This window comes from Streptomyces sp. WI03-4A, from assembly GCF_033792105.1.
Lineage (GTDB): Bacteria > Actinomycetota > Actinomycetes > Streptomycetales > Streptomycetaceae > Streptomyces > Streptomyces collinus_A.
Genome location: NZ_JARAUO010000070.1, coordinates 1 through 24,903, shown reverse-complemented (window position 1 = coordinate 24,903; position 24,903 = coordinate 1). Strand labels below are relative to the sequence as shown.

The 24,903-nt window shown below is 72.2% G+C and carries 23 protein-coding genes, 2 tRNA genes and 1 pseudogene; 11 read left to right on the top strand and 15 right to left on the bottom strand.

Going from position 1 to position 24,903, the window contains the following annotated elements; genetic code table 11:
* Both PV343_RS38835 and PV343_RS38830 read left to right on the top strand, forming a co-directional pair.
* Positions 1-146 (top strand): annotated as a pseudogene (locus PV343_RS38835) (FAD-binding protein); the annotation flags it as partial.
* Between the two features lie 194 nt (positions 147-340).
* Positions 341-577 carry a hypothetical protein gene (locus PV343_RS38830; protein ID WP_319151759.1) on the top strand — a complete coding sequence of 79 codons (237 nt, stop codon included), beginning with the start codon at positions 341-343 and terminating at the stop codon, positions 575-577.
* Between the two features lie 18 nt (positions 578-595).
* On the opposite strand, the gene PV343_RS38825 is transcribed toward PV343_RS38830, so the two are convergent.
* Positions 596-802, bottom strand: coding sequence for a hypothetical protein (locus PV343_RS38825; protein ID WP_319151758.1), 207 nt, complete (start codon positions 800-802; stop codon positions 596-598).
* A gap of 204 nt (positions 803-1,006) precedes the next feature.
* On the opposite strand from PV343_RS38825, the gene PV343_RS38820 reads away from it, so the two are divergent.
* The 3 genes from PV343_RS38820 (at position 1,007) to PV343_RS38810 (ending at position 4,979) form a co-directional block, all read left to right on the top strand.
* The gene (locus PV343_RS38820) at positions 1,007-1,510 is read left to right on the top strand and encodes a MarR family winged helix-turn-helix transcriptional regulator (RefSeq protein ID WP_319151757.1); all 504 of its coding nucleotides are present in this window, start codon (positions 1,007-1,009) and stop codon (positions 1,508-1,510) included.
* A gap of 13 nt (positions 1,511-1,523) precedes the next feature.
* A complete protein-coding gene (locus PV343_RS38815; protein WP_319151756.1) occupies positions 1,524-4,055 on the top strand; it encodes an MFS transporter in 2,532 nt (843 codons plus the stop codon).
* Between the two features lie 102 nt (positions 4,056-4,157).
* Positions 4,158-4,979, top strand: coding sequence for a YceI family protein (locus PV343_RS38810; protein ID WP_319151755.1), 822 nt, complete (start codon positions 4,158-4,160; stop codon positions 4,977-4,979).
* On the opposite strand, the gene PV343_RS38805 is transcribed toward PV343_RS38810, so the two are convergent.
* Both PV343_RS38805 and PV343_RS38800 read right to left on the bottom strand, forming a co-directional pair.
* Entirely contained in the window at positions 4,962-5,666 is a 705-nt protein-coding gene (locus PV343_RS38805; protein ID WP_319151754.1) for a GAF and ANTAR domain-containing protein, read from the bottom strand. The two genes, PV343_RS38810 and PV343_RS38805, sit on opposite strands and share 18 nt — an antisense overlap.
* A gap of 40 nt (positions 5,667-5,706) precedes the next feature.
* Complete coding sequence (locus tag PV343_RS38800; RefSeq protein WP_388239170.1) at positions 5,707-6,393, bottom strand: GAF and ANTAR domain-containing protein; 687 nt, start codon at positions 6,391-6,393, stop codon at positions 5,707-5,709.
* 243 nt (positions 6,394-6,636) lie between these two features.
* On the opposite strand from PV343_RS38800, the gene PV343_RS38795 reads away from it, so the two are divergent.
* Positions 6,637-7,107, top strand: coding sequence for a PPOX class F420-dependent oxidoreductase (locus tag PV343_RS38795; RefSeq protein ID WP_319151752.1), 471 nt, complete (start codon positions 6,637-6,639; stop codon positions 7,105-7,107).
* A 7-nt stretch (positions 7,108-7,114) separates the two neighbouring features.
* On the opposite strand, the gene PV343_RS38790 is transcribed toward PV343_RS38795, so the two are convergent.
* The 7 genes from PV343_RS38790 to PV343_RS38760 form a co-directional block, all read right to left on the bottom strand.
* Positions 7,115-7,870: a TetR/AcrR family transcriptional regulator gene (locus tag PV343_RS38790; RefSeq protein ID WP_319151751.1), complete on the bottom strand. Its 756-nt coding sequence runs from the start codon at positions 7,868-7,870 to the stop codon at positions 7,115-7,117.
* A gap of 195 nt (positions 7,871-8,065) precedes the next feature.
* Complete coding sequence (locus tag PV343_RS38785) at positions 8,066-10,288, bottom strand: glycosyltransferase family 39 protein (protein ID WP_319151750.1); 2,223 nt, start codon at positions 10,286-10,288, stop codon at positions 8,066-8,068.
* Positions 10,285-11,742: a bifunctional glycosyltransferase family 2/GtrA family protein gene (locus PV343_RS38780; protein ID WP_319151749.1), complete on the bottom strand. Its 1,458-nt coding sequence runs from the start codon at positions 11,740-11,742 to the stop codon at positions 10,285-10,287. Before PV343_RS38780 ends, PV343_RS38785 begins: the two co-directional genes overlap by 4 nt.
* Before the next feature lie 14 nt (positions 11,743-11,756).
* Complete coding sequence (locus PV343_RS38775; RefSeq protein ID WP_319151748.1) at positions 11,757-13,388, bottom strand: HAMP domain-containing sensor histidine kinase; 1,632 nt, start codon at positions 13,386-13,388, stop codon at positions 11,757-11,759.
* Positions 13,385-14,125 carry a response regulator transcription factor gene (locus PV343_RS38770; protein ID WP_319151747.1) on the bottom strand — a complete coding sequence of 247 codons (741 nt, stop codon included), beginning with the start codon at positions 14,123-14,125 and terminating at the stop codon, positions 13,385-13,387. The genes PV343_RS38775 and PV343_RS38770 overlap by 4 nt, the downstream gene beginning before the upstream one ends.
* Before the next feature lie 118 nt (positions 14,126-14,243).
* Entirely contained in the window at positions 14,244-15,116 is an 873-nt protein-coding gene (locus PV343_RS38765) for a DUF2797 domain-containing protein (RefSeq protein ID WP_319151746.1), read from the bottom strand.
* Between the two features lie 136 nt (positions 15,117-15,252).
* The gene (locus tag PV343_RS38760; RefSeq protein ID WP_319151745.1) at positions 15,253-15,612 is read right to left on the bottom strand and encodes an HGxxPAAW family protein; all 360 of its coding nucleotides are present in this window, start codon (positions 15,610-15,612) and stop codon (positions 15,253-15,255) included.
* A gap of 81 nt (positions 15,613-15,693) precedes the next feature.
* On the opposite strand from PV343_RS38760, the gene PV343_RS38755 reads away from it, so the two are divergent.
* Entirely contained in the window at positions 15,694-16,185 is a 492-nt protein-coding gene (locus PV343_RS38755; RefSeq protein ID WP_319151744.1) for a MarR family winged helix-turn-helix transcriptional regulator, read from the top strand.
* A gap of 224 nt (positions 16,186-16,409) precedes the next feature.
* Here the strand turns inward: PV343_RS38755 and PV343_RS38750 are convergent, their stop codons facing one another.
* The 3 genes from PV343_RS38750 to PV343_RS38740 all read right to left on the bottom strand — a co-directional run bounded on the left by PV343_RS38750 (position 16,410) and on the right by PV343_RS38740 (position 19,752).
* Complete coding sequence (locus tag PV343_RS38750) at positions 16,410-17,465, bottom strand: HTTM domain-containing protein (RefSeq protein ID WP_319151743.1); 1,056 nt, start codon at positions 17,463-17,465, stop codon at positions 16,410-16,412.
* Between the two features lie 79 nt (positions 17,466-17,544).
* Entirely contained in the window at positions 17,545-18,141 is a 597-nt protein-coding gene (locus PV343_RS38745; RefSeq protein WP_319151742.1) for a DUF5819 family protein, read from the bottom strand.
* A 303-nt stretch (positions 18,142-18,444) separates the two neighbouring features.
* The gene (locus PV343_RS38740; RefSeq protein WP_319151741.1) at positions 18,445-19,752 is read right to left on the bottom strand and encodes an ice-binding family protein; all 1,308 of its coding nucleotides are present in this window, start codon (positions 19,750-19,752) and stop codon (positions 18,445-18,447) included.
* Between the two features lie 822 nt (positions 19,753-20,574).
* On the opposite strand from PV343_RS38740, the gene PV343_RS38735 reads away from it, so the two are divergent.
* Positions 20,575-21,180 carry a DUF5994 family protein gene (locus PV343_RS38735; protein ID WP_319151740.1) on the top strand — a complete coding sequence of 202 codons (606 nt, stop codon included), beginning with the start codon at positions 20,575-20,577 and terminating at the stop codon, positions 21,178-21,180.
* 5 nt (positions 21,181-21,185) lie between these two features.
* Positions 21,186-21,344: a hypothetical protein gene (locus tag PV343_RS38730; RefSeq protein WP_319151739.1), complete on the top strand. Its 159-nt coding sequence runs from the start codon at positions 21,186-21,188 to the stop codon at positions 21,342-21,344.
* Positions 21,345-21,415: 71 nt separating this feature from the next.
* Here the strand turns inward: PV343_RS38730 and PV343_RS38725 are convergent.
* Positions 21,416-21,488: transfer RNA gene (locus PV343_RS38725), tRNA-Arg, on the bottom strand.
* Between the two features lie 216 nt (positions 21,489-21,704).
* Positions 21,705-21,795 (bottom strand) — tRNA-Ser (locus PV343_RS38720).
* Positions 21,796-21,977: 182 nt separating this feature from the next.
* Here PV343_RS38720 and PV343_RS38715 point away from each other — a divergent pair.
* Positions 21,978-22,520 (top strand): SSI family serine proteinase inhibitor, encoded by a 543-nt coding sequence (locus PV343_RS38715; RefSeq protein WP_319151738.1) that lies wholly within the window; start codon positions 21,978-21,980, stop codon positions 22,518-22,520.
* Positions 22,521-22,778: 258 nt separating this feature from the next.
* The coding region (locus tag PV343_RS38710) for a PAS domain-containing protein (protein WP_319151737.1) at positions 22,779-24,903 on the top strand (2,125 nt) is incomplete at its 3' end.

Here is a 24,903-nt window from a genome sequence, read left to right as displayed (position 1 = left end):
TGCTCACCGAGGGCGGCGACCCGCTGGAGGGCGTGTACGCGGCGGGCGAGGCCGCCGGCTTCGGCGGCGGCGGCGTCCACGGCTACCGCTCCCTGGAGGGCACGTTCCTCGGCGGCTGCCTGTTCTCGGGCCGCACGGCGGGCCGGGACCGTCGCAGTCCCCGGGGCACGCGGGACCGGCGACGGCCGCGCCGAGCGCGACCGGCCGGGGCACGGCCGCTCCGAGCCGCCCGGCGCCGGGCCCGACGCCCTCCCGTACGGCGTCACCCGCGCCCGCCGACCTCACCTGGGGTGCCGCCGAGCGCGCGGACACGGACCGGCGCTGGTGCGAGAAGGTGACCGTGCCCTTCCACAATGCGGGCGGTACGCCGGTGCGTTCGGGCACGGTGACGTTCGGGACGCACATCATCGGCGCGCTCGGCGTCGACTGGGCGACGGTGGAGTCGACCGCCGCGCTCCCGGTGCCGATCGGCCCGGGCGCGCGCACGGACCACACCTGGACGGTGTGCGTCGACGCCTGGCGCGTGCCGCTCGGCATGCACGTCGAGACGCGCGACGTCTCCGTCCGGTGGAAGTAGGAGCAGGGCCGCGGGGCCTTACTTGGCGAACGCCAGCCAGGCGACCCCCGCCACGACGGCGAGCGCCACGACGACGCCGATGATCAGACCGACGCGGGGACCCGAGGAGGAGGCGGCCGCCGCCTGCTGCTGCCGCCCCTGGGGGGCCTCGTCGACGAACGCGCGGAACATCTGGGTGCTGCCGGCGGGGTCGTAGTTGCCCTGGGGGCCCTGGGTGTTAGCCATGGCCCGAGACACTAGCGAATCCGGGGGTCCGGCCCAAGTGCGGGGCCACCGGGACAGACAGGGGCACCCCGCCCGGGCCCACCTGCATATTTACGTTCGCAATACTTGCCTTTGCCAAGTTTTTGCGCCCAGTCGGTCCTATGTATTTGCCTGCAGCAACCAACCTACCTATGGTTGCCCTAAGCAACGAATACGGGAGGTGTGATGGCCGAGCAGGCGCAGTACGAAGAGCTGGTGCGTCAGCTCAGTGCCGTCGGAGCCGTGAAACGGGACCTGGGGCGCATCCTGCCGCCCGACTGCCCGACCGGCTCGGCCGCCGTGCTGACCCTCCTGGGCCGCCACGGCGACATGCGCATGAGCAAGCTCGCCGAGCTGCTCTCCGTGGACATGTCGGTCACCAGCCGGCACGTCGCGCACGTCGCCGCGCGCGGCTGGATAGAGCGGCACCCGGACCCCGCGGACAAGCGCTCGCGCATCCTGCGCCTGACGCCCGCGGGCCTGGAGCAGCTCGACGAGCTGACCCTGCGGACCACGCACCTGCTCGCCGAGCGGCTGAGCGACTGGACCGACGACGAGGTCGGTCAGCTCATCCGGCTGATGACACGGCTGCGCGCCAGCTTCGGCGACTGCCGGTCCGCCCCGCCGCGGCACGCGTCCGCCACGGCCCCCGTGTTCGAAGAGACCACCCGTACACCCGCAAGCACGTAAGAGAAGGAAGCCCATGGCAACGACCACACCAGCCGGTGTGCGGGCTCACGCCAAGCACGGGGGAGGCGCAGGCCAGGCCCCGATGACGCACCGGCAGATCATGGAGGCCCTGTCCGGGCTGCTGCTCGGCATGTTCGTGGCGATCCTGTCGTCCACGATCGTCTCCAACGCCCTGCCGCACATCATCGGTGACCTCGGCGGCGGTCAGTCCGCCTACACCTGGGTGGTCACCGCCGCCCTGCTGTCGATGACCGCGGCCACTCCCCTGTGGGGCAAGCTCGCCGACCTGTACAGCAAGAAGGCGCTCGTCCAGATAGCCCTGATCATCTACGTCGTCGCCTCGATGGCGGCCGGCCTGTCGCAGAACCCCGGCATGCTGATCGCCTGCCGCGTGGTGCAGGGCATCGGCGTCGGCGGTCTGTCCGCCCTGGCGCAGATCGTCATGGCGGCGATGATCTCCCCGCGTGAGCGCGGCCGCTACTCCGGCTACCTGGGTGCCACCTTCGCCGTCGCCACCGTCGGCGGCCCGCTGCTCGGCGGTGTCATCACCGACACCTCCTGGCTGGGCTGGCGCTGGTGCTTCTACGTCGGTGTCCCCTTCGCGATCATCGCCCTGATCGTGCTGCAGAAGACCCTGCACCTGCCCGTGGTCAAGCGCGAGGTCAAGGTCGACTGGGGCGGTGCGACCCTCATCTCCGCCGCCGTCTCCCTGCTGCTCGTCTGGGTCACCTTCGCCGGTGACAAGTACGACTGGGTGTCCTGGCAGACGTACACCATGGTCGGCGGCTCGGTCCTGCTCGGCGCGCTCTTCGTCCTCGTCGAGGCGAAGGCCAGCGAGCCGATCATCCCGCTGCGCCTGTTCCGCAACCGCACCATCACGCTCGCGTCGCTGGCCTCGCTGTTCGTCGGTGTCGCGATGTTCACCGGCACCGTCTTCTTCAGCCAGTACTTCCAGCTCGCCCGCGACAAGTCCCCGACGATGTCCGGCGTCCTGACCATCCCGATGATCGGCGGCCTGTTCATCTCCTCGACCGTCTCGGGTCAGTTCATCACCCGCACCGGCCGCTGGAAGGCGTGGCTGGTCAGCGGTGGCGTCCTGGTGACGGCCGGACTGGCGCTGCTCGGCGGCATCCGGTACGACACGGACTACTGGAAGATGGCCATCTTCATGGCCCTGCTGGGTCTCGGCATCGGCATGATGATGCAGAACCTGGTCCTCGCCACGCAGAACCAGGTGGCGCCCTCCGACCTCGGCTCGGCCAGTTCCACGGTCACCTTCTTCCGCTCCCTCGGCGGTGCGGTCGGCGTCTCGGCGCTGGGTGCGGTGATGTCCCACCGGATCACGCACTACGTCAAGGACGGCATCTCCGCGCTGAGCCCGAAGTACCAGGCCGCGATGGCCGGCTCCAGCTCCACCGACAGCATCCCGGACATGGACGCGCTGCCCAAGCCGATCCGGACGCTGCTGGAGAGCGCCTACGGCCACGGCATCGCCGACGTGTTCCTGATCGCGGCCGCCCTCGCCGCCGTCGCGTTCCTGATCACGCTGTTCATCAAGGAGGTCCCGCTGCGGACCAAGGGCGGTCTCGCCCAGGCCGCCGAGGGCGAGGCCCCGGTGACCGACCCGGCCGCCGCCCCGGCCGTCGCCGAGGCGCAGCAGATCCCGGCCCAGGTCGCCGTCGCCGCCGAGACCGCGCCCGCGGCCACGGCACCCGCGGCCGCCACCGCCACGGCCACGCAGCGGCTGACCGCCGTCGCCACGGTCGCCGGGTCCGGCGCCGCCGGCGGCACCCCGGTCCACGGCTTCGTCCGCGGCGCCGAGAGCGCGCCGGTCCCGCAGGCCGCGGTCACCCTGATCTCGCTGGCCGGCCGGCAGCTCGGCCGCGCGGTCGCCCAGGCCGACGGCTCCTACGCGGTGGACGCGCCGGGCACCGGCTCGTACGTGCTGATCGCCTCCGCCGACGGCTACCAGCCGCAGGCCTCCACGGTCGTGGTGGGCGAGGAGCCGCTGGCGTACGACATCCTGCTCAGCGGCACCAGCGGCCTGACCGGTGTGGTCCGGGCGGCCGGCAGCGCGCTGCCGGTCAAGGACGCCATGGTGATCGTCACCGATGTGCGCGGGGACCTGCTGGCCACCGCCGCCAGCGGCGAGCACGGCGAGTTCGCCTTCACCGAGCTGGTGCCGGGCACGGTCACCGTCGCGGTCAACGCGAGCGGCTTCCGGCCGCGCGCGCTGCCCGTCGAGGTCGCCACCACCGGGATCACCCGGATCGAGGTCGACCTGGACGCCGGCGCCCGGCTGCAGGGTGTCGTCCGGGCCCCGCACGGTCCGCTGGCCGACGCCCGCGTGACCCTGGTGGACCAGGCGGGCAACGTGGTCGGCACGGCCACCACCGGGACGGACGGGGCGTACGCCTTCACCGACCTGGACACCGGCGAGTACACCGTCATCGCGACCGGCTACCCCCCGGTGGCCACCGCACTGACCGTCGCCGGCGCCGGTGCCGACGACCACGACATCGAACTCGCCCACCCCGGCGAGTAGTTCGACCCACGGCCCGTGGCGCGCGCCGCCCCTGAGGTGCGGCGCGCGTCACGGGCCGGTTTCATTCGACCGATTTGTATGGCTTTCCAGGGAGAAAACGGGATGGGACTGACCGCGAGGATCCGCACCCGGGACGGATGGGCCGTGTCGCACGCGGTCGTCACGGTGACCGACATGACCGGTACACAGGTGCTGCGCGCCGAGGCCGACCCCGAGGGCGCCGTACGGGACGCCACCGAGCTGGCGCCGGGGGCGTACACCGTGATCGTGACCGCCGTCGGGTACGCGCCCGCCGCCTCCAGCGCGATCGTCACCGCCAGTGGGCGGGCCGAGGTCGGGACGGTGACGCTGGCCCGGCAGGGCGGCGCCGAACTGCCGCCGCCCGGCCCCTGGACCATCGACCCGGCGCACTCCTCGGTCGCCGCCGTCGCCCAGCACCTCGGGATCTCCAGCGTGCACGGCCGGTTCACGGAGTTCGGCGGCACCATCGAGATCGCCCCCGACGACATCACCAAGTCCCGGGTGGAGGCGGTCATCCGGGCGGCCTCCGTCGACACCGGCAACGGCATGCGCGACACGCACCTGCGCTCCGCCGACTTCCTCGACGTCGAGCGGCACCCGGAGATCACCTACCGCTCCACCGGCCTGACCCAGGCGGGCCCGGACCGCTGGACGGTCCACGGCGAACTGGCCATGCACGGGGTGGTGCGCCCGGTCGACCTCGACCTGGCCTACCTCGGCACCGGCGCCGACCCGTGGGGCGGCACCCGCGCCGCCTTCCGCGCCACCGCCGAACTGCACCGCGAGGACTTCGCGATGAACTACAACCAGGTCCTGCAGGCGGGCATCGCCGCCATCGGCACGACGCTCAGGATCGAGCTGGACGTGCAGGCCGTCCAGGGCGAGTCACTGCCCGCCGCCTGACGGCGCCCGGCTCGCGACCCGGGCCACCAGGCGGGCGCACAGGTCACGCAGTTTCACGTTGCGGTCCTGGGAGGCCCGTACGAGGCGGCGCATCGCCGCCTCGGCGTCCAGCCGCTCCCGTGCCATCACGATGCCGACGGCCTGGTCGATGACGCTGCGGGAGAGCAGCGCGAGCCGTATGTCGGCGGCGGAGGAGCGCTCGCGCTCGACGCGCAGGGCGGTGTTCACCGCGCCGCCGACCCGGGCCGCCAGGTCCCGGGCCTGCGGCCGGGCCTCGCCGAGCGCGCCCGGCACGGTGCCGTAGAGATTGAGCGCGGCGCCCGCCTCGTCCTCGACGTCCAGCGGCAGCGCCAGCACACAGCGCACCCCGGTGGACAGGGCGTACGCCGTGTACTGCGGCCAGCGTGTCTCGTCGGCCAGGTCGGGCGCGTACTGCTCCTCGCGGGTCTCGGCCGCGTCGACGCACGGGCCCGACCCGTTCTCGTACTGCCGCTGGTCGAGTCCGCCGGGCAGCGTCCCGCTCCCGGCGAGGGTCAGCAGCCGGTCGGCCCGGCTCACCGTGATGCTGCACGCGGCGGCGCCGGGCACCTCGCCCACCGCACGGTCGGTCAGGTCGCGCAGCAGCGTGTCCAGTCCGCCGCCGCGGGCCATGACCTGCTCCAGGGCCTCCGACGTGTCAGGTCTCATGCCCTACGGGTATCCCGGCAGCGGCCGCCGATGCAGTGAGCTATCCGTCGGCCGACCGGACGATGCGTCGGGCCAGGTCACGGAGCTTGGTGTTCTCCCGCTGGGAGGCGCGGACCAGGCTCTCGAAGGCGGCCGCCGCGTCGATGTCGAGCCGCTCCATGAGGATGCCGGTGGCCTGGCCGATGAGGTCCCGGGTGTGCATGGCCTCGGTGAGCTGCTCCCGGACCGTCACCGAGTTCAGGGCGAGGCTGACATGGGTGGTGAGGAGGCGGCCGAGCCGGGTGGCGGTCTCGTCGAAGGCGTGCGGGTCACGGGAGTAGGCCGTCAGCGCGGTGAGCCGGCGCTTGTCCGAGCGCAGCCGCATGGACAGCACCGAGCGCAGCCCGTACCCGGACAGCGCGCCCGGCGCGGGCGTGCCGTTGCCGTCCGCCACCCGCACCACGGGCGAGGTCCACAACCGCTCCCAGTGCGGCAGCCCCGGGTTCTCGGCGTCCCGCACCACCTCGTCGGTCCAGGCGACCGTACGCAGGTTCTCGCCGCGCTCCAGTTCGCTGACCCCGGCGTGCTCGGCGCCGGGCAGCAGGTGCACGGCCAGCCGGACGGCGGTGCTGAGCGTGGCGTGCGGGGTGGTGGTCTCGTGCAGCTGACGAGCCGCCACCGTGAGCGCTTCGGCCAGCTCAAGGCCGTCCGAAAAGCGTTCGAGATCAGAAATGTCAGACGAAGCCACCACGAACCTCTCGAATGACACGGCCCCACGGCCATGCTCAGGAGAGCTCCGCAGCACATTCCCGACTGCGAGCACACGACACCTGAACTTTAGCTGCTCCATTGCGGTGAGGTGATGCCCGACCTGCGCCCGGACCACCGGCCCTGCCCGCGACCCCGTCCGCGGCCCCGCGCCGCGCCGACATCCCGAGCGTGTGCCCAGCAGGGTCAGGCTGAGCGGGCCCCTGCGATCTAGGCTGCGCCCATGGCACCCAACATCGCGACGAACACCCGTGTGTCCCTGGACGAACTGCTGGACTTCGTACGCCCCCGCCACCACGCGATCCTGCTCACCCGCCGCGCCGACGGCGGCCCGCAGGGCTCCCCGCTGACCTGCGGGGTCGACGACTCGGGCCGGATCGTGGTCTCCACCTACCCGGAGCGCGCGAAGACCCGCAACGCCAAGCGCGACCCCCGGGTCACCCTCATCGTCCTGAGCGACGACTGGAACGGCCCCTGGGTCCAGATCGACGGCACGGCGGAGGTCGTCGACAGCCCCGACTCGGTGGAGCCGCTGGTCGAGTACTACCGGAACATCGCCGGCGAGCACCCGGACTGGGACGAGTACCGCGCGGCCATGGTCGAGCAGGGAAAGTCGATCATCCGGGTGACCCCTGAACGCTGGGGACCGGTGGCGACGGGCGGCTTCCCGGCCCGGCTGGCCGGCGACGCGTAGGGCCGGGTCAGCCGCGGGCGACCATCGCCTCGATACCGGCCACCAGCAGGTCGAGGGCGAAGGCGAAGTCGCGGTCCATCATCTCCGCGACCGTGTCACCGCCGCGGGCGTCCCTGATCTCCTGGGACTCCTGGAGGTAGTCCGCGGCCCCCGGGTCCCGCCGGGCCGCGTCCATGGCCCGCTGGTAGTAGTCGTCCGGGGTCAGGCCCGAGTCCGCGATGCGGGACAGGAACTGGCCCTCCAGCGTGCCGTAGCCGTACACGAACTGGGACACGGCGGAGATGGCGCCGGTCACCCGGTGCGCGGGCAGCCCGGCCCGGCGGACCACGCGCTGCACACCGCGGGAGAACGCGAGCGCGTGAGGGCCGATGTTGAGGTACCGGCCGGCCAGCGGCGACAGCCAGGGATGGCGGACCAGCAGTTCCCGGTACCCGGTGGCCAGCTCCCGCAGTTCCGCCCGCCAGTCGGCGCCGTCCCGCTCCGCGGGCGGCCGCAGCTCTCCGTAGGCCGCGTCCAGGGCGAGTTCGAGCAGGTCGTCCTTGGTGTCCACGTACCAGTACAGGGACATCGCGGTGACGTTCAGGGCGGCGGCCAACCGCCGCATGGAGAACCCCGCCAGCCCGCCGGCGTCCAGCAGCCGCACGCTCTCGGCGGTGATCCGCTCCCGGTCGAGCCCCGAGGGCTGCGCGCTGCGCCCGCCGCGCCGCGCCCTCCCCTCCAGCCAGACGCTCTCCCGCGCCGCCCCAGCACCAGCCTTCGCCACCGACGCACCCCTCTCGAACTCCGGTCCCGTCCCGGGGATGCCAGGCGCGCGGGCCGTCCCGGGAGCGCGGCGAACTGCGCGATCCACCACATACCCCTTGGGCCGCGCGCCTACCCCGCCCGGCTCCGGACACGGGGAGGGCGGTGGCCTTCCGGCCACCGCCCTCCCCGTCCCGTGCCGGTGCTCGGCCGCGCGTCAGCCGCTCGCCTTCCGGGTCAGGTCGTAGAAGGTGGCCGAACCGGCCGTCACCTTCTTGAAGTTGCTCTGCACCCAGGAACTGATCTTCGAGCCCGAGCCGCTGCCGCCCATTCCGCCGCCCATGCCGCCGCCGGCGATGAAGTAGTGGATCTTCCCTTCCGCCACGTACTTCTTGAACTGGGCCAGGGTCGGGGACGGGTCGGTGCCGTTGAAGCCGCCGATCGCCATCACCGGGGAACCGGTGGCGAGCTGGTAACTCGCCGCGTTCTGCGAGCCGATGGAGGCGGCGACCCAGGTGTAGTCGCCCGCGTCCGTCTCCAGCAGCTTTCTGGCCGCGGAGCTGACGTTCGCGCCGTCGAGCAGGCCGCCGGCGCCGCCGGCCGCCCGGCCGCCTTCGCCCGTCGTACCACCGCCGGGGAAGCCGCCGCCCGGGAAGCCGTTCCCGTTCGGCCGGCCCTGCCGGCCCTGCCCACCCGGTTGGCCCTGCTGGCCCGGCTGGTTCCGGCCCTGAATGCCGCCGTTCTGCCCCGGCATGCCACCGCCCGGGAAACCCTGGCCCTGCCCCTGTCCTTGTCCCTGTCCCTGGCCCGGCATGCCGCCGCGCGCTCCGTCACCCGTCCCGCCGCCGGGACCACCGCCCGGACCGCCGCCGAAGCCCATCATGCTCGCGCCCGCCGGGCCGGCCGTCGGGATGGAGCCGGTGTGCGCGGAGTTCACCGTGCTGAGCGTGTACGCCGTCGGGCCGGCCAGCGCGGCCAGCAGGCCGACCGCCGCCGCGCCGAGCGCGAGCCGCCGGGTGAGCCGGCCGGCGAAGACCAGGCCGAGCGCGGCCACCAGCCCGCCGACCAGGACCAGCCACTTCAGCCAGGGCAGATACCCGGAGGTGCGGTTCAGCAGCACGTAGCCCCAGGCGGCCGCGGCCACCACGGAGCCCGCGAGGGTCATCGACGCCCAGGTCTTCGCGCGCTTCTCCCACAGCAGCCCGGCACCCATGCCGGTGACGGCCGCGACGTAGGGCGCGAGGGCCACCGTGTAGTACTGGTGGAAGATGCCCGCCATGTAGCTGAAGACCACCATGGTGATCAGCAGCGAGCCGCCCCACACCAGGAACGAGGCGCGCGTGACGGACGCACGCCGGGCCCCGCGGGTCGCCCACAGGCCCGCGGCCAGCAGGATCAGCGCGGCCGGGATCAGCCACGAGATCTGGCTGCCGATCTCGGAGCCGAACATCCGGTCCCAGCCGGTGGAGCCCCAGCGCCCGGCGCCGTTGCCGCCACCGCCGCCCCCGACGCTGCCCGTCTCGTCACCGCTGATCCGGCCGAGGCCGTTGTAGCCGAAGGTCAGCTCCAGGAAGCTGTTGTTCTGTGAGCCGCCGACGTAGGGGCGCGAGGAGGCCGGCCACAGCTCGACGACCGCGACCCACCAGCCGCCGGCCACGACGAGCGCGACGGTCGCGAGGCCCAGCTGCGCCAGCCGCCTGCGGAGCCGCACCGGACCGCAGACGGCGTACACGATCGCCAGCGGCGGCAGGATCAGGAACGCCTGGAGCGTCTTGGCGAGGAACGCGAAGCCGATCGCGACACCGGCCCACACCAGCCACCGGGTCCGGCCGTCCTCCACGGCCCGTACGACGAAGTAGCAGGCCAGCGACATCAGCAGGGCCAGCAGGGCGTCCGGGTTGTTGAAGCGGAACATGAGCGCCGCCACCGGGGTGAGCGCCAGCACCGCGCCCGCGACCAGACCGGCGACGGGACTGAACCGGCGCCGTACGGCCGCGTACACGACCGCCACCGTGCCGACGCCCATGAGGACCTGGGGGGTGAGGATCGCCCACGAGTTCAGGCCGAAGATCCTGACCGACAGCTCCATCGGCCACATGAAGGCCGAGGGCTTGTCGACCGTGATGGCGTTGCCGCCGTCGAGCGAGCCGAAGAAGAACGCCTTCCAGGACGTGCTGCCCGCCTGGACGGCCGCCGAGTAGAAGGAGTTCGCGTAGCCGGAGGCGCTCAGGCCGTAGAGGTAGGTGACGAGGGTGAGGACCAGCAGGCCGAGGAAGGCCGGGCGCGCCCAGCGGGGGTCCTCGGGCCGGCCGCGCCACAGCCTGCCCGGCAGGCTCCGCCGGGGCGCGCCGGGCCCGGGGGCCTCCGGAGGTGCCGTGGGCGGCGGGCCCCAGGCGGCGGGTGCGCCCTGCGCCCCGGTCCGGTCGTGGTCGGTGGTCATCGAAGGTCCCCCGGGTCGGTGTCGTGAGGGTGCACCGGCTGGAGCCGCATGGTGGCGTCCCCCCAGCCGGTGTCCGCGGCCTCGTCGGCGCGGATCTGGGTGGTCGGGTACGAGGTGTACGGCTGGTGCGGGACCGGCCGGTACGGCACGGCCGGCATGTCTGCGGGCGCGGCCGGGGCGTGCGGGGCGGCCGCCGTCGCGGCGCCCTGCTCCGTACCGCGGTCCGGGAAGACCCAGGCGCGGAAGAGCAGGAACCGCAGCACGGTCGCCGCGAGGTTGGCGGCGATGAGCACCGCCAGTTCGGTGGAGTGCGCCGGGCTGCCGCCGGCCGCGTTCAGGGCGGCCAGCGAGCCGCTGGTCAGGGCGAGCCCGATGGCGAAGACCACCAGGCCCTGCGCCTGGTGGCGGACCGCGCCGCCCCGGCCGCGCACCCCGAAGGTCAGCCTGCGGTTGGCGGCCGTGTTGGCGACGGCCGAGACCAGCAGGGCGAGCGCGTTGGCCGTCTGCGAGCCGGCGAACTGCCGGAAGCCGCTGTAGAGGAGCAGGTAGAACAGCGTCGAGAGGCCGCCGACCACGCAGAAGCCGACGAGCTGGCGGGCCAGGCCCCTGGGCACGTCCTGGATGTCGCGGTCCCGGGGGTCGTCGCCGAACGGCCGGGTGAGCCGGTCCAGCGGCAGCGAACCGGTGGCCAGGGCCCTGCCGACGCGCCACACGCCCTTGAGGTCGTCGGTGGCCGTGCGCACGATGTGCACGGTGGAGTCCGGGTCGTCGACCCAGTCCACCGGCACCTCGTGGATCCTGAGCCCGGCCCGCTCGGCGAGCACCAGCAGCTCGGTGTCGAAGAACCAGCCGGTGTCCTCCACCAGGGGCAGCAGCACCTGGGCGACGTCACGGCGGATCGCCTTGAAGCCGCACTGCGCGTCGGAGAAGCGGGCCTGCAGGGAGCCGCGCAGGATCAGGTTGTAGGCCCGGCTGATGAACTCGCGCTTGGGACCGCGCACCACCCGGGAGGCCCGGGCGAGCCGGGAGCCGATCGCCAGGTCGGAGTGGCCCGAGATCAGCGGTGCCACCAGCGGCAGCAGGGCGTTGAGGTCGGTGGACAGGTCGACGTCCATGTAGGCGAGCACCGGCGCCTCGGAGGCGGACCACACGGTCCCGAGGGCGCGTCCGCGGCCCTTCTGCTCCAGCCGGAAGTCGCTGACCTCGGGAAGTTCCGCCGCCAGCCGCGCCGCCACCAGCGGGGTGCCGTCCGTGGACGCGTTGTCCGCGATCGTGATGCGGAAGGCGTACGGGAAGGTGCGGGTCAGGTGCTCGTGCAGTCGGCGGACGCACGGCCGGAGGTCCTTCTCCTCGTTGTGGACGGGGATCACTACGTCCAGGACAGGCGTTCCGGCGTCTGTGGCCGGGAGGTGCTCCCGCGCCGGCAGGGTGCCGGGAGAAGAGTCGCTTCGCATGCCACCGACTGTCGTCAGGCGCCCTGTCGCACCCATGTGGTGGTGCTGTGCTGTGCCTGTGAGTGGGACCGCCCGGCGGATTCGGCGGCCGGCCGGGGCACGGCCGGGGCGGACGCGGGCAGGTACACGGTGAACACGGTGCGGCCGGGCACGCTGTCCACGGTCACGGCACCGCCGTGCGCCGTGGCGACGGCCTGCACGATGGCGAGCCCCAGTCCGGTCGATCCGGTGGCGCGCGAGCGCGCGGAGTCCCCGCGGGCGAACCGCTCGAAGACGTTCGGCAGCAACTCCGGTGGTATCCCGGGCCCGTTGTCCTCGACGTCGACGCACATCCACGACCCGCGCCGCTGCACACGCGCGGTGACGGTCGTGCCGGGCGGGGTGTGCTTGCGGGCGTTGCCCAGCAGATTGACCAGCACCTGCTGGATGCGTGCCGCGTCCGCCGTGACCAGGGCCGGTTCGTCGGGCAGGTCGAGCCGCCAGTTGTGGTCCATGCCGGCCGCGCGGGAGTCGCTGACCGTGTCGACGATCAGCGGGACCAGGTCGGTCCGCTCGAACTGGAGCGGGCGGCCGGCGTCCAGCCGGGCCAGCAACAGCAGGTCCTCCACGAGCAGGGTCATCCGGCCGGCCTCGGACTCGATCCGCCCGAGGGCGTGCCGGGTGTCGGGCCCGACCTGCTCGCGGCCGCGCCGGGTCAGCTCGGCGTACCCGCGGATGGAGGCGAGCGGGGTGCGCAGCTCGTGGCTGGCGTCGGCGACGAACTGCCGTACCCGCGTCTCGCTCTGCTGGCGGGCGTGCAGGGCGCCGTGCACGTGGTCCAGCAGCCGGTTGAGCGCGGCGCCGACCCGGCCGACCTCGGTGTGCGGGTCGCACTCGGACTCCGCGACCCGTTCGCTGAGGTTCACCTCGCCCGTGTGCAGGGTGAGTTCGGAGACCCGGCCGGCGGTGGCGGCGACCTTGCGCAGCGGGCGGGTGGCGACCCCGACGAGCACGTACCCGGCGATGGCGGCGGCGGCCAGCCCGGCCACCGTGACGCTGGCCTCGATGAGGATCAGGGCGTTGACGTTGTCGTCGACGTCCTTGGTGGGCAGGGCGACGTAGAAGGCGTCGGCGCTGTCCATGGCCACCCGATAGCGAACGAGGTAGTCGCCGAGCCCAGGGATCTCCACGGTGTGCGGCTTGCCGTCCTTGGGCACCGTGTTCAGGGCGTTCTTCTGCGCGGTGCTCAGGTCGTCGGCGCGCATCTTCCGGAAGAAGCCGTTGTCGTAGTCCAGCTGCTCCGAGACGGCGGCGTTCGTGATCGCGCCGTCGCGCACGTAGGCGGCGACGGTGTTGCGCTGGGTGGGCCCCTTGGTGAGCAGGTTGGCGACCTTCTCGGCCGGGGTGTCGTTCGCCTGCGGCGAGGGGCCGATGACCGGGGCGTCCGGGCCCTGCTGCAGGTGACCGGTGGCGCGCTGGGCGATCTCCACCACCTTGCCGTCGAGCTGGGCGTACAGGTGCGAGCGCAGCGCCAGCGTGGTCACCGTGCCGATCACCGCGCACACCACCGCGATCAGCACGACGGACGCGACGACGAGCCGTGTCCGCAGGGTGCGCGGCTGGGCCGCGCGTCGCTGCCGCGGGCGCGGGCGTCGTCGTCCGCTCATGACACGGCGGGCTTGATCAGGTAACCGGCGCCGCGCCGGGTGTGGATCATGGGCTCGCGGCCCACGTCGATCTTCCGGCGCAGGTAGGAGATGTACAGCTCGACCACATTGGCCTGGCCGCCGAAGTCGTAGGACCAGACCCGGTCCAGGATCTGCGCCTTGCTGAGCACCCGCCGGGGGTTGCGCATCAGGAAGCGCAACAGCTCGAACTCGGTCGCGGTGAGGTGGATGGACTCCCCGGCCCGCGCGACCTCGTGGCTGTCCTCGTCCAGGCTGAGGTCGCCGACGACGAGGACGGAGTCGGAGCGCCGGTCGGCGGCCCCGGACCTGCGGATCAGACCCCGCAGCCGGGCGACGACCTCCTCCAGGCTGAACGGCTTGGTGACGTAGTCGTCGCCGCCCGCGGTGAGTCCGGCGATACGGTCCTCGACGGCGTCCTTGGCGGTGAGGAAGAGGACGGGCACGTCGGGCAGGTCGCGGCGGAGCCGGCCCAGCACGGAGAGCCCGTCCATGTCCGGCAGCATCATGTCCAGGACGACGGCGTCGGGCCGGAACTCGCGCGCGGTCCGCAGGGCGCCGTGCCCGTCGCCCGCGCTCCTGATCTGCCAACCCTCGTAGCGGAGGGCCATGCTCAGCAGTTCGGTGATCGACAGCTCGTCGTCCACCACAAGCACGCGGACGGGGCTCCCGTCCGGCCTCAGCAGTTCGGTGCGCCCCTGGGGCGAGGTCGTGGTCATGGTGGAGACCCTGTCGGGGCCCTCTGAGAACACGCTTTCACGAATCTGTGATTCTCCTGAGAAACGCACAGGAGTCTCTCAGCGAACGCCTGGGTGCCCCGCACGAGCGGACCCGGCGTCAGAACAGGCCGTCCTGCTCCCTCTTGAACTCCCGTACGGGGAGCGTGAGGACGTCGTCCGCCGGGGGCAGCGGGACCAGCTCCCAGCCGGTCATCAGCCGGGTGTCGAGCACCACGCTGCCCCGTCCGGCGACCGCCAGGTGCAGGTCGGGCCCGGCGGCGGCGACCAGCCGGCCGCCGACGGCACCGCCCGCGACGAGCCGGACCACGGCGCCGGAGGCGGCCGGCGCGTCGGCCAGCCCGAAGCCGCGCACATGGTCGACGGGACAACACGGCTCGGCGGTCAGCGCCTCGGGCCACCCCTCCAGCGCGACGGCACGGGCGTGCAGCTCCCGTACCTCCGCCGCCCGCTCGTCCTCGGTCGCCGGCAGCACCGCCCGCACCGCCCGCTTGTCGGCGTACGGGATCCGGTCCGGGACCCGGAGGGCGGCCCGCAGCAGTTCCTCGGCGCGGCGAGCGGCCATCAGCGGTCCGGTGCCCAGCCAGCAGAAGCAGACGGCCCCCTGCTCCAGCAGCCGCGCGGGGCCGCGCCCGACGGCGGTGATGCCGACCTTGACCATGCCGGGCCCGAACCACGCCAGGTACACCCGGTAGGGACGCGGATCGTCGGCGAGGGTGTCGGCGGCCACGGAGTGCGCCCGGTCGAGCCGCGCGCACTCCCCGCACCGAGCCCCGGTGCTCCGTTCCGGCACGGCCGCCCGCACCGGACAGGCGTGCCCGCGCGCCCCCACGCAGCGTCGCACCGAGCCGTCGGGGACGGCGAACGCGACCCGCCTGCCCCAGGACAGCGCGCTGCGCCGCCCGCCGTCCCACACCAGTGCGGGGCCCTCCGGCGTCCAGCGCAGCCCCGAGCAGCTCCATGTCCGTGCCATCACCGCTGAGCGTAGAAGGCGGGTACGACACCGGGCGTCCCGCGGTCGTCCGGCAGGCGCCGCTGGGGTCACCCGGCGGACGGCGCGCGGTCGTCCGGCAGACGCCACGGGGATCACCCGGCGCGCGACCCGGAGATCACTCGGCGACCGGCACGGGGACCGGTTCCGCGCGGACCTCCTCGGTCACCACGGGGGCCGTGGCCCGGCCCCGCCCCGCCATCCGGCAGCCGAGGCACCCGGGGTGCCCGTACCGGGCCTGCTCGTCACGGACCCGCATGCCCCACTGGCTTCTCGGCCGGATGCCCGGCGGCTTCCCCCAGCCCGTCAGATGCAGCGCCCAGGTGACCAGCGCGCTCACGGCCACGATCACCAGACCGCCCACCAGGGCGGGCACCGAGGAGGCGCAGACCCCCACCCCGACCACGGCGCTCCCGACGGTCGCGATGGCCACACCGGTCCAGCCGGCGATCGTGTGACCCTCTTCGTACAGACTCATGTCGTGCCTCCGGGAAAGATTCCCTCACGGGCTAAGAGATTTACCGAACTGAATATCTCACGAGCTAAGGGATTTTGGAAGATGGACGGCACGCCCCGACCGCCCGCCTCCCCGGCGCAGGCCCTGTCGGCAATGGACCACCTCATCGCCGCGCACCTGATCGGGCAGCAGGAACTGGCCCGGCGGCTGGGACTGAACGTCACCGACCTGACGTGCTTCGCCTTCGTGCTGGAGGCGGGGGAGGACCTGCTCACGGCCGGGGACCTGGCGGCCCGCGCGCACGTGACCACGGGCGCGGTGACCGGCATCCTCAACCGCCTCGAACGCGCCGGCTACGTCACCCGCCGCCCCGACCCCGCCGACCGCCGGCGCGTCCGGGTGGCCGCCGTACCGGAGGCGGTGTCCCGCGTCGAGGCGGTGTACGCGGGCCACTACCGGCGCCTCACGGCCCTGTTCGCCGACTACTCCCCCGGGGAACTGGCGATCATCACCGACTGGTTCACCCGGGCCACGGCCCTGGCCCACGACTATCTGGAGAAGCTGAACCGGAACGACCCCGAGGAGGAGTGCTGACGCACCGGGGCCGGCGCGGGCCGGCCCCGCCGCCGCCGGTCCCGGAAACGCCAAGGCCCCGGATCTCTCCGGGGCCTTCGGTCTGTGTGCACTCGGCAGGATTCGAACCTGCAACCTTCAGTCCCCCCTGTCAGCCCGCATGGCGGGATGAGACCGGGGTGGGCACAAAGGTCGCCAGGAGCCACCTCGGGACGAGGTTGCAGGCCGCAGGGCCCCCCACCACCTCAGACGGCCGGTCCCGACTGCGGAGGCACCAGTGCGGCATCTGCGGAGGTCCGAGTCCGTGCCTTCCTGATGTCAGCCCGCGGGACGACACGCCGCGACAGCTTTCCCAGGTAGCGGTAGAAGCGGTCCGGAAGGAACACGGCGTCCGCGACGATCATCGCGCCCGAGAAGAGCGGCAGGCCCAGGAACACCGCGATACCCACGTGCATACCCAGCAGCATCGTCAGGACGGGGTACTTGAGTCGGCCGAACAGGACGAACGGGAAGGCCACCTGCAACAGCACCGTCAGGTAGCAGGTGAGGGCGATCAGTACGTCGTGTTCGTCCGCCAGGGCGGAAAGCTCGGGCCAGGGCTGGAACAGGTCGAGACTCAGGGCGTAATGGAGGGCGGTGCCGTTGCCCCAGGAGGCTCCCTGCACCTTGTACAGGCCCGCGGATCCGTAGAGGAAGCAGACCTGGGCGGCGATGACGAGCATGCCGCAGTTGTGCAGCACGGTGATCACGGTCAGGCGCGCGTCACGGAGGTGGCGTCGCAGCTCGCCGGATGCCTGGTCCAGCGGAAGCCGGACCGCCGTGCCGGCGGATGCGCGGAGCCGGGCCCTGCGCGCGTCGAGGGACCAGCGTCGGCCACATGAGGTGACGACGAGGTAGAGGGCCATGAGGAGGATGAGGTTGTCCCCTCCGTCCGTCATGAAGATCGCCCTGGCGTGGAACGACGTCACCACGACCGCGAAGAGCACGGACACCGCTCTGGTCCGCCAGCCCAGCGTGAACAGCGCGGAGACGACGAGGGCTGCCGTGTAGCAGACCTCGAAGTAGGCCCGGCTGTCGGACAGGGTGAGGACGCTGTCCCACCCGGTCTGGTCGAAGAGTTGCTTGGCCAGTGTCGGCGTCCACGGTGAACCGGGACCCCAGATCTCGTCGCGGTGAGGAAACTCGCGCAGCAGGAAAGCGAAGTAGAGGAACCCGTACCCGATGCGCAGAACCGCGGCCGCGTACAGGGAGATCGGCTGCTCCAGCAGGAGGGTGAGGAGCGTAGCGATACGGGTCGGCATGCGCCGCGGCGTGTGTGCGCTCGCCCGCTCGGCGTCGTGTCCGGGTCGCGCCGGCCGGGTTGCCGGGGCTGATGTCTGCTCAGCCTTTTGCATGACGGGCCACCTTCCACCAAGGCAGGTAACGGGTGTCGGCGGGCCGTGGTGCGGCCGTGCCCGTACCGGGACCGCCCGCTGCGGGCGGCGCGGCGACAGGCAGGGTGATCACCCGCAGCTGGATGGACTCGAAGGTGCTGTGGCGATGGGCGGCGAGGCGATCCGCTGCGATGTTGCGCAGGTATCGCTGGATCATCAGAGCGCGTGGTGAGTGCGGATGGTCGTCGCCACCGTGTGTTTCGACGTAGGAGGTCCAGGCCCGACGCAGCATGTTCTGTGCTGTGTGACTCGGGAAGGGATCATGCCTCACTGCGGATGTGTCGACGGCCGTCAGGTCGAACCAGTCGCTGACCCGGGTGGTGCCGTCCGGGGTGGTGTACATGGTCCTTGCCGAAATCTGCCGGTTGACCGACTCCGGGTCGGGGGCGAAGAGCCGCCAGTTCTGCTCGAACAACGGGAAGACCCAGGCGTTGATCTGCCGGCTGTACTGCCGGGAGACGGGATTCGGTGGTGCCACCTGGAGGAATACGAGGAGCACATGTACCAGGGCCGCTGCCAGACACAGGATCACGGCGACATGCACTCCGGCCTTCAGGGCGACGGGCGGCTCCGAAGACGCTCGGAACGCAGTCGGTCTCCCGCCCTCCCTCTGTACGGTCGACCTGGCGCCCGCCCGGTCCGACTCGTCGGCATCTGCTGACGCGATGCCACCCCGCACGGCCCCATCCGGACCGTCCGTCCCGACTTCTCTCACCTGGTTCTCCTGAGCTTCCGCCTGCGGCGTGCGGCGGAATCGATGACGATCCGCGCCGCACGCCGCCCGTCCTACTCGCGCACGGGAGTGGTTGCCTCCGAGCACTCACCCCGCCGGAGTGGGTCGCGCACGCTATGCAGGAGGACAGCCGTAGCTGTCGCCCTGTCCATACCCGTGGCCGTAATCGTCGCCGTAATCGTTGTCGTAATTGTCGAAGTACTCGTCGTGGCCGGGCTTGCAGCCGTGGCCGTTCCCGCCGGTGGTTCCGCCCGTGGTTCCACCGGTGGTTCCGCCCGTGGTTCCGCCCGTGGTTCCGCCCGTGGTTCCACCGGTGGTTCCGCCCGTGGTTCCGCCGGTGGTTCCACCCGTGGTTCCGCCGGTGGTTCCACCGGTGGTGCCGCCCGTGGTGCCGGTGGTGGTGGCACCCGTGGTGCCGGCCGTCGTCGTGCCACCCGTGGTTCCACCCGTGGTGCCGCCCGTGGTGCCGGTGGTTCCGCCGGTGGTGCCGGTGGTGGTGGCACCCGTGGTGCCGGCCGTCGTCGTGCCACCCGTGGTTCCGCCCGTGGTGCCGGTGGTGGTGGCACCCGTGGTGCCGGTGGTGGTGGCGCCGGTGGTGCCGGCCGTCGTCGTGCCACCCGTGGTGCCGGTGGTGGTGGCGCCGGTGGTGCCGGCCGTCGTCGTGCCACCCGTGGTGCCGGCCGCGCACTGCGGCCGGGTGATCGTGTTGGTGTCCAGCGTCACGGCACCGTTGCGGGCCAGCGCCCGTCCCTCGATGGTCGCGCTCGTGTTGGCGGTGATCGAGGTCATGGCCAGGATGTTGCCCTCGAAGGCGGTGCTGGTGCCGAGGGTGGCGGAACTGCCGACCTGCCAGAAGACATTGCACGGTGAGGCACCGTTGATGAGGGCTACGCGGCTGGCGGACGCCGTCGTCAGGCCGGAACCGATCTGGAAGATCCAGACGGCGTTGGGGTCCCCCTGGGCATCCAGGGTGAGGGTGCCGGTGAGTCCGAGAGTGGAGGAAGCGGTGTACACGCCCGGAACCAGCAACAGGCCACCGGCGTCCGGGGGAAGTGCCCCGCTGGAGGGCTGTCCGGCAGCGTCGTCGTACGCCGCGGCCAGGTCGGTCTGGGCATCCTGAGCCACAGTGTCCGCAGAGTGCAGGGTTCCGTTCACCACGGCGGGCGGCCCGTATCCGCTGATGGACGTTCCCGGTGACACACCGACATCTCCGGTGATCACCGAAGGGCCGGTATTGGTGGTTGCCGAACCGGCCAGTACCGCGAAGCTGTCCGCCCTGCCCAGGTCTACAAAGGTGGCGAGGGCACTTGCCTGTGTCGGCGTCACAGCGACCACGAAGGCGGCGATCACCACGGCAAGTACCGCCGCGGTCCATACCGACAAAGTGCGCCGCAAAGGCGCCACAGGGATATTGAGCGTCATCGAAGGGCCAACTCCTGTGAGGGGATGGAGACGTATTCGGCGGTTCGGGGAATCGCCTACTTTCTGTGGCTGGCATATTACTCAGACTCATGCCCTCGGCTGCGATTATGCGAGTGATTTCGCCTGACCCGGGGAGCTGATCAAGAATGCCAATCGGCCGAACGGTCGTTCCCGCTTGGTCGGGACGGGTGACACGGCGACGTCACTTCCCTGGTCAGCCCAGGCGGCGACGGAATTCGTGCATCTTTAGCCTTGGGTCGATACCGCCTCCGTCCGACAGCCGAGACATCTCACCGGCGTGTTGGGAAAAAGCAGCCCCGCAGTTCTCTTCGGAGTAGTAGTCGTATTAATGGCGGAGTGGAACGCGTACCACCACGAGGCCATGAAGGCTCTACGTGAGCACAGGGAAAGCAACCCTGCGCGCGTCAATGGAGCGGCGCTTCTCCGTGATCCGGGATGCATGCTGAGGATTTGACTTTGGTTTGCACGCGACTCCGGGCGAAACCTCAGTCGACTGGCGCACTGGCAAGGGGCGCCGTGACGCACCGAGACGGTCGGCGCAGGCAGGCGCCGAGGGCGAAGAGCACGGCTGACCGGATACGCGGGCGCTCCTGTCGGCGTCTCCTGCGCTGACTTCGGCGGCGGACGGCCAGGGCCCCAAGTCCGTTCAACCCGTAGCTCCGCATCGGTCCGTCGAACCTCGACGAGGAGTACCCTGGTGATTACCGAGAGCATTTCGAACACCGGCTTCCACGCCGGGTCGTTCTCGGCGATTCACGGCAACCGGGTCGGTCGCGACCGGCCCGGGGTTGGGTCCGCATCATGACCGCGACCATTCTGTTGACGCCGGCGGTCGAAGACCGGATCCCTTCTTCGTCGCCGCCCCGACTCGTGCTGGCACCCGCCGACACCGCTCCGGCACTGATCGACGGTGCCTGGTGGCCTCGCTCCCGCGACCTGGCGGCGGAGCTTCCGGCGCTCATCGACATCCTCGACCCGCTGTGGGGGAGGATCACCCGTGTGACGGTGAACCCGACGTTCTGGCCGGTCATCCCGCGCAAGGTGCCCGTCCACGGGCACGTGGTGCACGTCGGCTGGTTCGCGGCCGAGCAAGACCCGCACAAGCTGCTGCTGCTCTCCTACACCGTCGGCCGCTGGGACCTGCTCGTGATCCCACCGGAGACAGAGCCGGCCACCGCGACGCGGCTGATGGCCATGGCCACCGACCCGGCGCGGAGCCTCACGGCGACCGGCCTGATCGAGGAGGCCGAATGCTTGAGGACCGCGGCAGAGGCGGCGGCCGGCTCGGACTCGCTCCGGGAGGCGGTCTGGGACTCCGAAGGCGGACATGACGCCCGCCACTCGACCTCACGTACCTCTGCCGGAGCGGTCATCGGCCACGTGCCGACTCCGGCAGCAGGGGTGTGAGGGACATGGACACCTTCGCGACGGTGAGCGTGCTCCTCGCGGTGATCGCCTTGGGCGTGATCGTGATTCAGCTGTTCACCGCGCGCAACGACGATCGTCCGGCGGCCCTGCCCTCCGGCCGTCCCCGGCGGCGGCTACGGCCGCGGCACCGCACAGAGAAGTGAACCTGCCTGCAGCTGCTGTACGACCCTGAAACGCCAGAGGCCCCGGATCTCTCCGGGGCCTCTGGTCTGTGTGCACTCGGCAGGATTCGAACCTGCAACCTTCTGATCCGTAGTCAGATGCTCTATCCGTTAAGCTACGAGTGCTTGTTCTTTTGTTTTGCCTTCGCTCCCGGCCCTTTCGGCCCGCTCGCGGCGACAGGAAGAACATTACATGACTGCCGCCGCCATGTGAAATCCGATTCGCACACCCCTTGTGACCTGCGAAAACGTCGATTCGGCCCCGGATCGGGGGGCCAGCGGACACGGCCCGGGGAACGCCCGAAGCCCCGGTCCAGGGGACCGGGGCTTCGGGATCAGGCGCGGAGGCGGAGGGATTTGAACCCTCGATGGGCTTTAAGGCCCAAACCGCATTAGCAGTGCGGCGCCATAGACCGGACTAGGCGACGCCTCCAGCACAACCACTCACGCGAGCGCGCGACCGGTGCGTGCAGATGATGACACAGTCGAGCGTGCTGTCACCAATCGACGTCCACGGTACTAGGCGCGGGGGCCGCAGGGCAAAGGGCTTCGCCCGGCGGGGCGGCGGACGCGTGTCCGGCGCAACGTGCGGGGCGCGGGAGCGTTGAGCGACACATGATCCCTGCCTCCGTCATGCCGGTCCGCCCGCGGGGCGCCCGGGCCGCCGCCCTCGCCGCCGCCTCGGTCACCCTGGCCGTGCTCACCGCCGTACCCGCCGCGACCGCGTCCGCCGTTCCCACGCCCGTGCGGCCCGAGGACCGCGCCGGCGACCACCTCACGCTCGTGGTGCGGCACGCGGGACCGGGCCGGGACGGGAGGTACGAGCTGTTCTGCCACCCGGAGTCCGGCGATCACCCGGACCCGGCGGGCGCCTGCCGGGTGCTGGACACGAACACGCAGTGGGGCCGGGACACCTTCGCCCCGGTGCCCCCGGACAGCGTCTGCACCATGCTCTACGGCGGCCCGGCCACCGCCCGTGTCACCGGCACCTGGGCCGGCCGGCCCGTCGACGCCCGTTTCGACCGCGGCAACGGGTGCGAGATCGCGCGGTGGGACCGGATGGTGCCCTTCCTGCCACGGGCCGGTTCCTCCTCGGGAACGACCTCGCCCACGTCCTCGCGGACGACCCCGTGGCAGCCCCCGCGAGAGCCCGCGTGACGGCGCCCGCGGACGATTCCCGGGGGATCGCCCGGTTCGTGGAGGACCGGCGAAGGACCTGCGGAGCCGGGGCCCGTGGGCCCCGCCGGGGAACCATGCGGTCACATGTTCGCCGTCACTTCCTCGTGCGACCTCCCTCTCATCCGGCGTCGCGAGCGCAACCGAAGCCCTTAGACTCCCTCGCGTGACACGCCGCGGGCCGGTTGGCAAGATGGCCCGAGCGGTCGGCTAGGTGCGGTAACAGGGAGGAAGCGTCTCGTGAGCAGCAGGCCATCCCGAGGCGCTGCTCGCCTCGCAGCCATACTCGACGCGCTGCCCGACGCGTTGGTCCTGGTCAACGCCAACGGGACCGTCGTCAACGCCAACACGATCGCCCTGGAGGCGTTCGAGGCGCCGGGCACCGCGCTCGTGGGGCGCGGGCTGCTCGATCTGCTGCCCCAGTTCGACTCCCGCCTGATCCCCGGCTCGATGCGACGGCCCGACCACATGGACCCGCGCGGCCGGACCAAGCCGACCCGGATGGTCGCGCGCCGGACGGACGGCTCCGAGTTCCCGGTCGAGGTCACGAGCGCGAACCTGGAGAACGGCCAGCAGGCGTACGACGGTTACGGCTACACCGGCGACGAGTTGCTGATGCTCGTCGTGCGCGACCTGTCCGGGACCGTGGACACCGAGGCCGAGCTGGCCCGTTCGCAGCGGCAGACCGAGATGATCCTGCGGGCCGCGGCCGAGGGCGTCGTGGGCACCGACACCGACGGGCGGATCGTCCTGGTCAACCCGGCCGCCGCCCAGATACTGGGGTACCGGGCCGGTGAGCTGGGCGGCAAGGAGCTGCACACCCTCGTGCTGCACTCCCGCGCCGACGGCTCCCCCTTCCCGTACGACGAGTCGCCGCTCGCCGACACCCTGCGCTCCGGGCGCAAGCACCGGGTGCGCGGCCAGGTGCTGTGGTCCAAGGGCGACCAGAAGGTGTCGGTCGACCTGACCACCGCGCCCGTGCGCGACGGCGACCAGCTCGTCGGCGCGGTCATGACCTTCACCGACCGGCGGCCCTACGACTCCCTCGCCGAGGAGAAGACGGCGCTGGAGAAGGCGCACGCCGAGGAGGTGGAGCGGCTCGCCGAGGAGCACGCCTCCGACCTGACCGCGCTGCGCCAGCAGCACGTCACCGAGGTCGAGGAACTGCGCGAGAAGCACGAGGAGGAGCTCGCGGCCGGCGAGGAGCGGTACGCCGCCCTCGGCGAGCGGGAGAAGGACCGGTACGAGGCCCTGGCCGGCCGGCACGAACAGCTCCTCACGCTGCTCGGGCAGTCGCTGCGCGGCCCGCTGGACGAGCTGCGCCGCGAGCTGGCCGCCCTGGCCGCGGACGACGCCGGGCAGCTGTGGCCCGAGGCCAACCAGGTGCTGCACCACCTTTCGGCCGGCTACTCGCGCATCACCACCCTCATCGACAACGTCCTCGGCTACCAGCGCCTCGACGCGGGCCTGGAGGACATCACCCGTACGAAGGTGATGCTGGACGCCGTCGTCGCCGCGGGCGTCGAGGGGGCCGTCGAGCTGATCGGTCCCGGCCGCGTGCAGTTCGCCGTGCACGCGCCGCCCATCGAGGCCGAGGTCGACCCGCAGCGGCTCGCCACCGCGCTCGCGCACCTCGTCGCGGACGTGGCGGGCGTCGACGCCACCGGCAACACGCCCGTGTCCGCGGGCGGTTACCTGGACAACACGGTCGTGGTCGCGGCCGCGCAGCGCGGCGAGGTCGCGCGCATCGAGGTGCGCGGGCCGTACACCGGGGGCGACCCGGTGCACGAGCCGATGGTGCGCGGCATCGTGCGCGCGCACGGCGGTGTGCTGCAGACGCACGACGTGCCCGGCATGAGCGGCAGCGCGTACGTCCTGGAGGTCCCGCTCGGCGGCGGGGCCGGGGCGGTCGCCGCACCGGCGCCCGCCCCCGGGAACGCCCTGGAGGCGGCACCCGGGCCGACCGACGGCCCGGTGACCGCCGAGCAGGGCGCGGGCGGCCGGCGACGGGCCCGGCGGGGCTCCACGGACGCCTTCCTGGACAGCGACGTCCTCGGTGAGCCGGGCGACGGCGAGGCCGGGGAGTACCTGCCGACCGGGCGGCGCCGCAGGCGCGCGGCGGCCGCCGTCGAGGCGGCGCCGGCCATCGTCGAGGGCCCGGAGACCGGGTCCGGCGGGACCGGACGGCGCCGCGGCCGGCCCGCGGAGACCGACGCGGACCCGGGTGTCTCCGAGGGTGCCGTGATGACCGCGGCCGAGCACGCCGCGGGAACCGCCGCCGCGGGCAGCGGACTCGGCGGCACGGCCGTGCCGCCGCAGGGCGTGCCCGCGCCCACCGGGCGCCGCGCCCGGCGCGACGCCGACG

Coding starts and splice junctions, on each gene's coding strand:
- PV343_RS38825 (WP_319151758.1), bottom strand. CDS start 802: ATGGCTAACACCCAGGGCCCCCAGGGCAACTACGACCCCGCCGGCAGC.
- PV343_RS38820 (WP_319151757.1), top strand. CDS start 1,007: ATGGCCGAGCAGGCGCAGTACGAAGAGCTGGTGCGTCAGCTCAGTGCC.
- PV343_RS38815 (WP_319151756.1), top strand. CDS start 1,524: ATGGCAACGACCACACCAGCCGGTGTGCGGGCTCACGCCAAGCACGGG.
- PV343_RS38810 (WP_319151755.1), top strand. CDS start 4,158: ATGGGACTGACCGCGAGGATCCGCACCCGGGACGGATGGGCCGTGTCG.
- PV343_RS38805 (WP_319151754.1), bottom strand. CDS start 5,666: ATGAGACCTGACACGTCGGAGGCCCTGGAGCAGGTCATGGCCCGCGGC.
- PV343_RS38795 (WP_319151752.1), top strand. CDS start 6,637: ATGGCACCCAACATCGCGACGAACACCCGTGTGTCCCTGGACGAACTG.
- PV343_RS38785 (WP_319151750.1), bottom strand. CDS start 10,288: ATGACCACCGACCACGACCGGACCGGGGCGCAGGGCGCACCCGCCGCC.
- PV343_RS38780 (WP_319151749.1), bottom strand. CDS start 11,742: ATGCGAAGCGACTCTTCTCCCGGCACCCTGCCGGCGCGGGAGCACCTC.
- PV343_RS38775 (WP_319151748.1), bottom strand. CDS start 13,388: ATGAGCGGACGACGACGCCCGCGCCCGCGGCAGCGACGCGCGGCCCAG.
- PV343_RS38770 (WP_319151747.1), bottom strand. CDS start 14,125: ATGACCACGACCTCGCCCCAGGGGCGCACCGAACTGCTGAGGCCGGAC.
- PV343_RS38765 (WP_319151746.1), bottom strand. CDS start 15,116: ATGGCACGGACATGGAGCTGCTCGGGGCTGCGCTGGACGCCGGAGGGC.
- PV343_RS38760 (WP_319151745.1), bottom strand. CDS start 15,612: ATGAGTCTGTACGAAGAGGGTCACACGATCGCCGGCTGGACCGGTGTG.
- PV343_RS38755 (WP_319151744.1), top strand. CDS start 15,694: ATGGACGGCACGCCCCGACCGCCCGCCTCCCCGGCGCAGGCCCTGTCG.
- PV343_RS38750 (WP_319151743.1), bottom strand. CDS start 17,465: ATGCCGACCCGTATCGCTACGCTCCTCACCCTCCTGCTGGAGCAGCCG.
- PV343_RS38740 (WP_319151741.1), bottom strand. CDS start 19,752: ATGACGCTCAATATCCCTGTGGCGCCTTTGCGGCGCACTTTGTCGGTA.
- PV343_RS38735 (WP_319151740.1), top strand. CDS start 20,575: ATGACCGCGACCATTCTGTTGACGCCGGCGGTCGAAGACCGGATCCCT.
- PV343_RS38730 (WP_319151739.1), top strand. CDS start 21,186: ATGGACACCTTCGCGACGGTGAGCGTGCTCCTCGCGGTGATCGCCTTG.
- PV343_RS38715 (WP_319151738.1), top strand. CDS start 21,978: ATGATCCCTGCCTCCGTCATGCCGGTCCGCCCGCGGGGCGCCCGGGCC.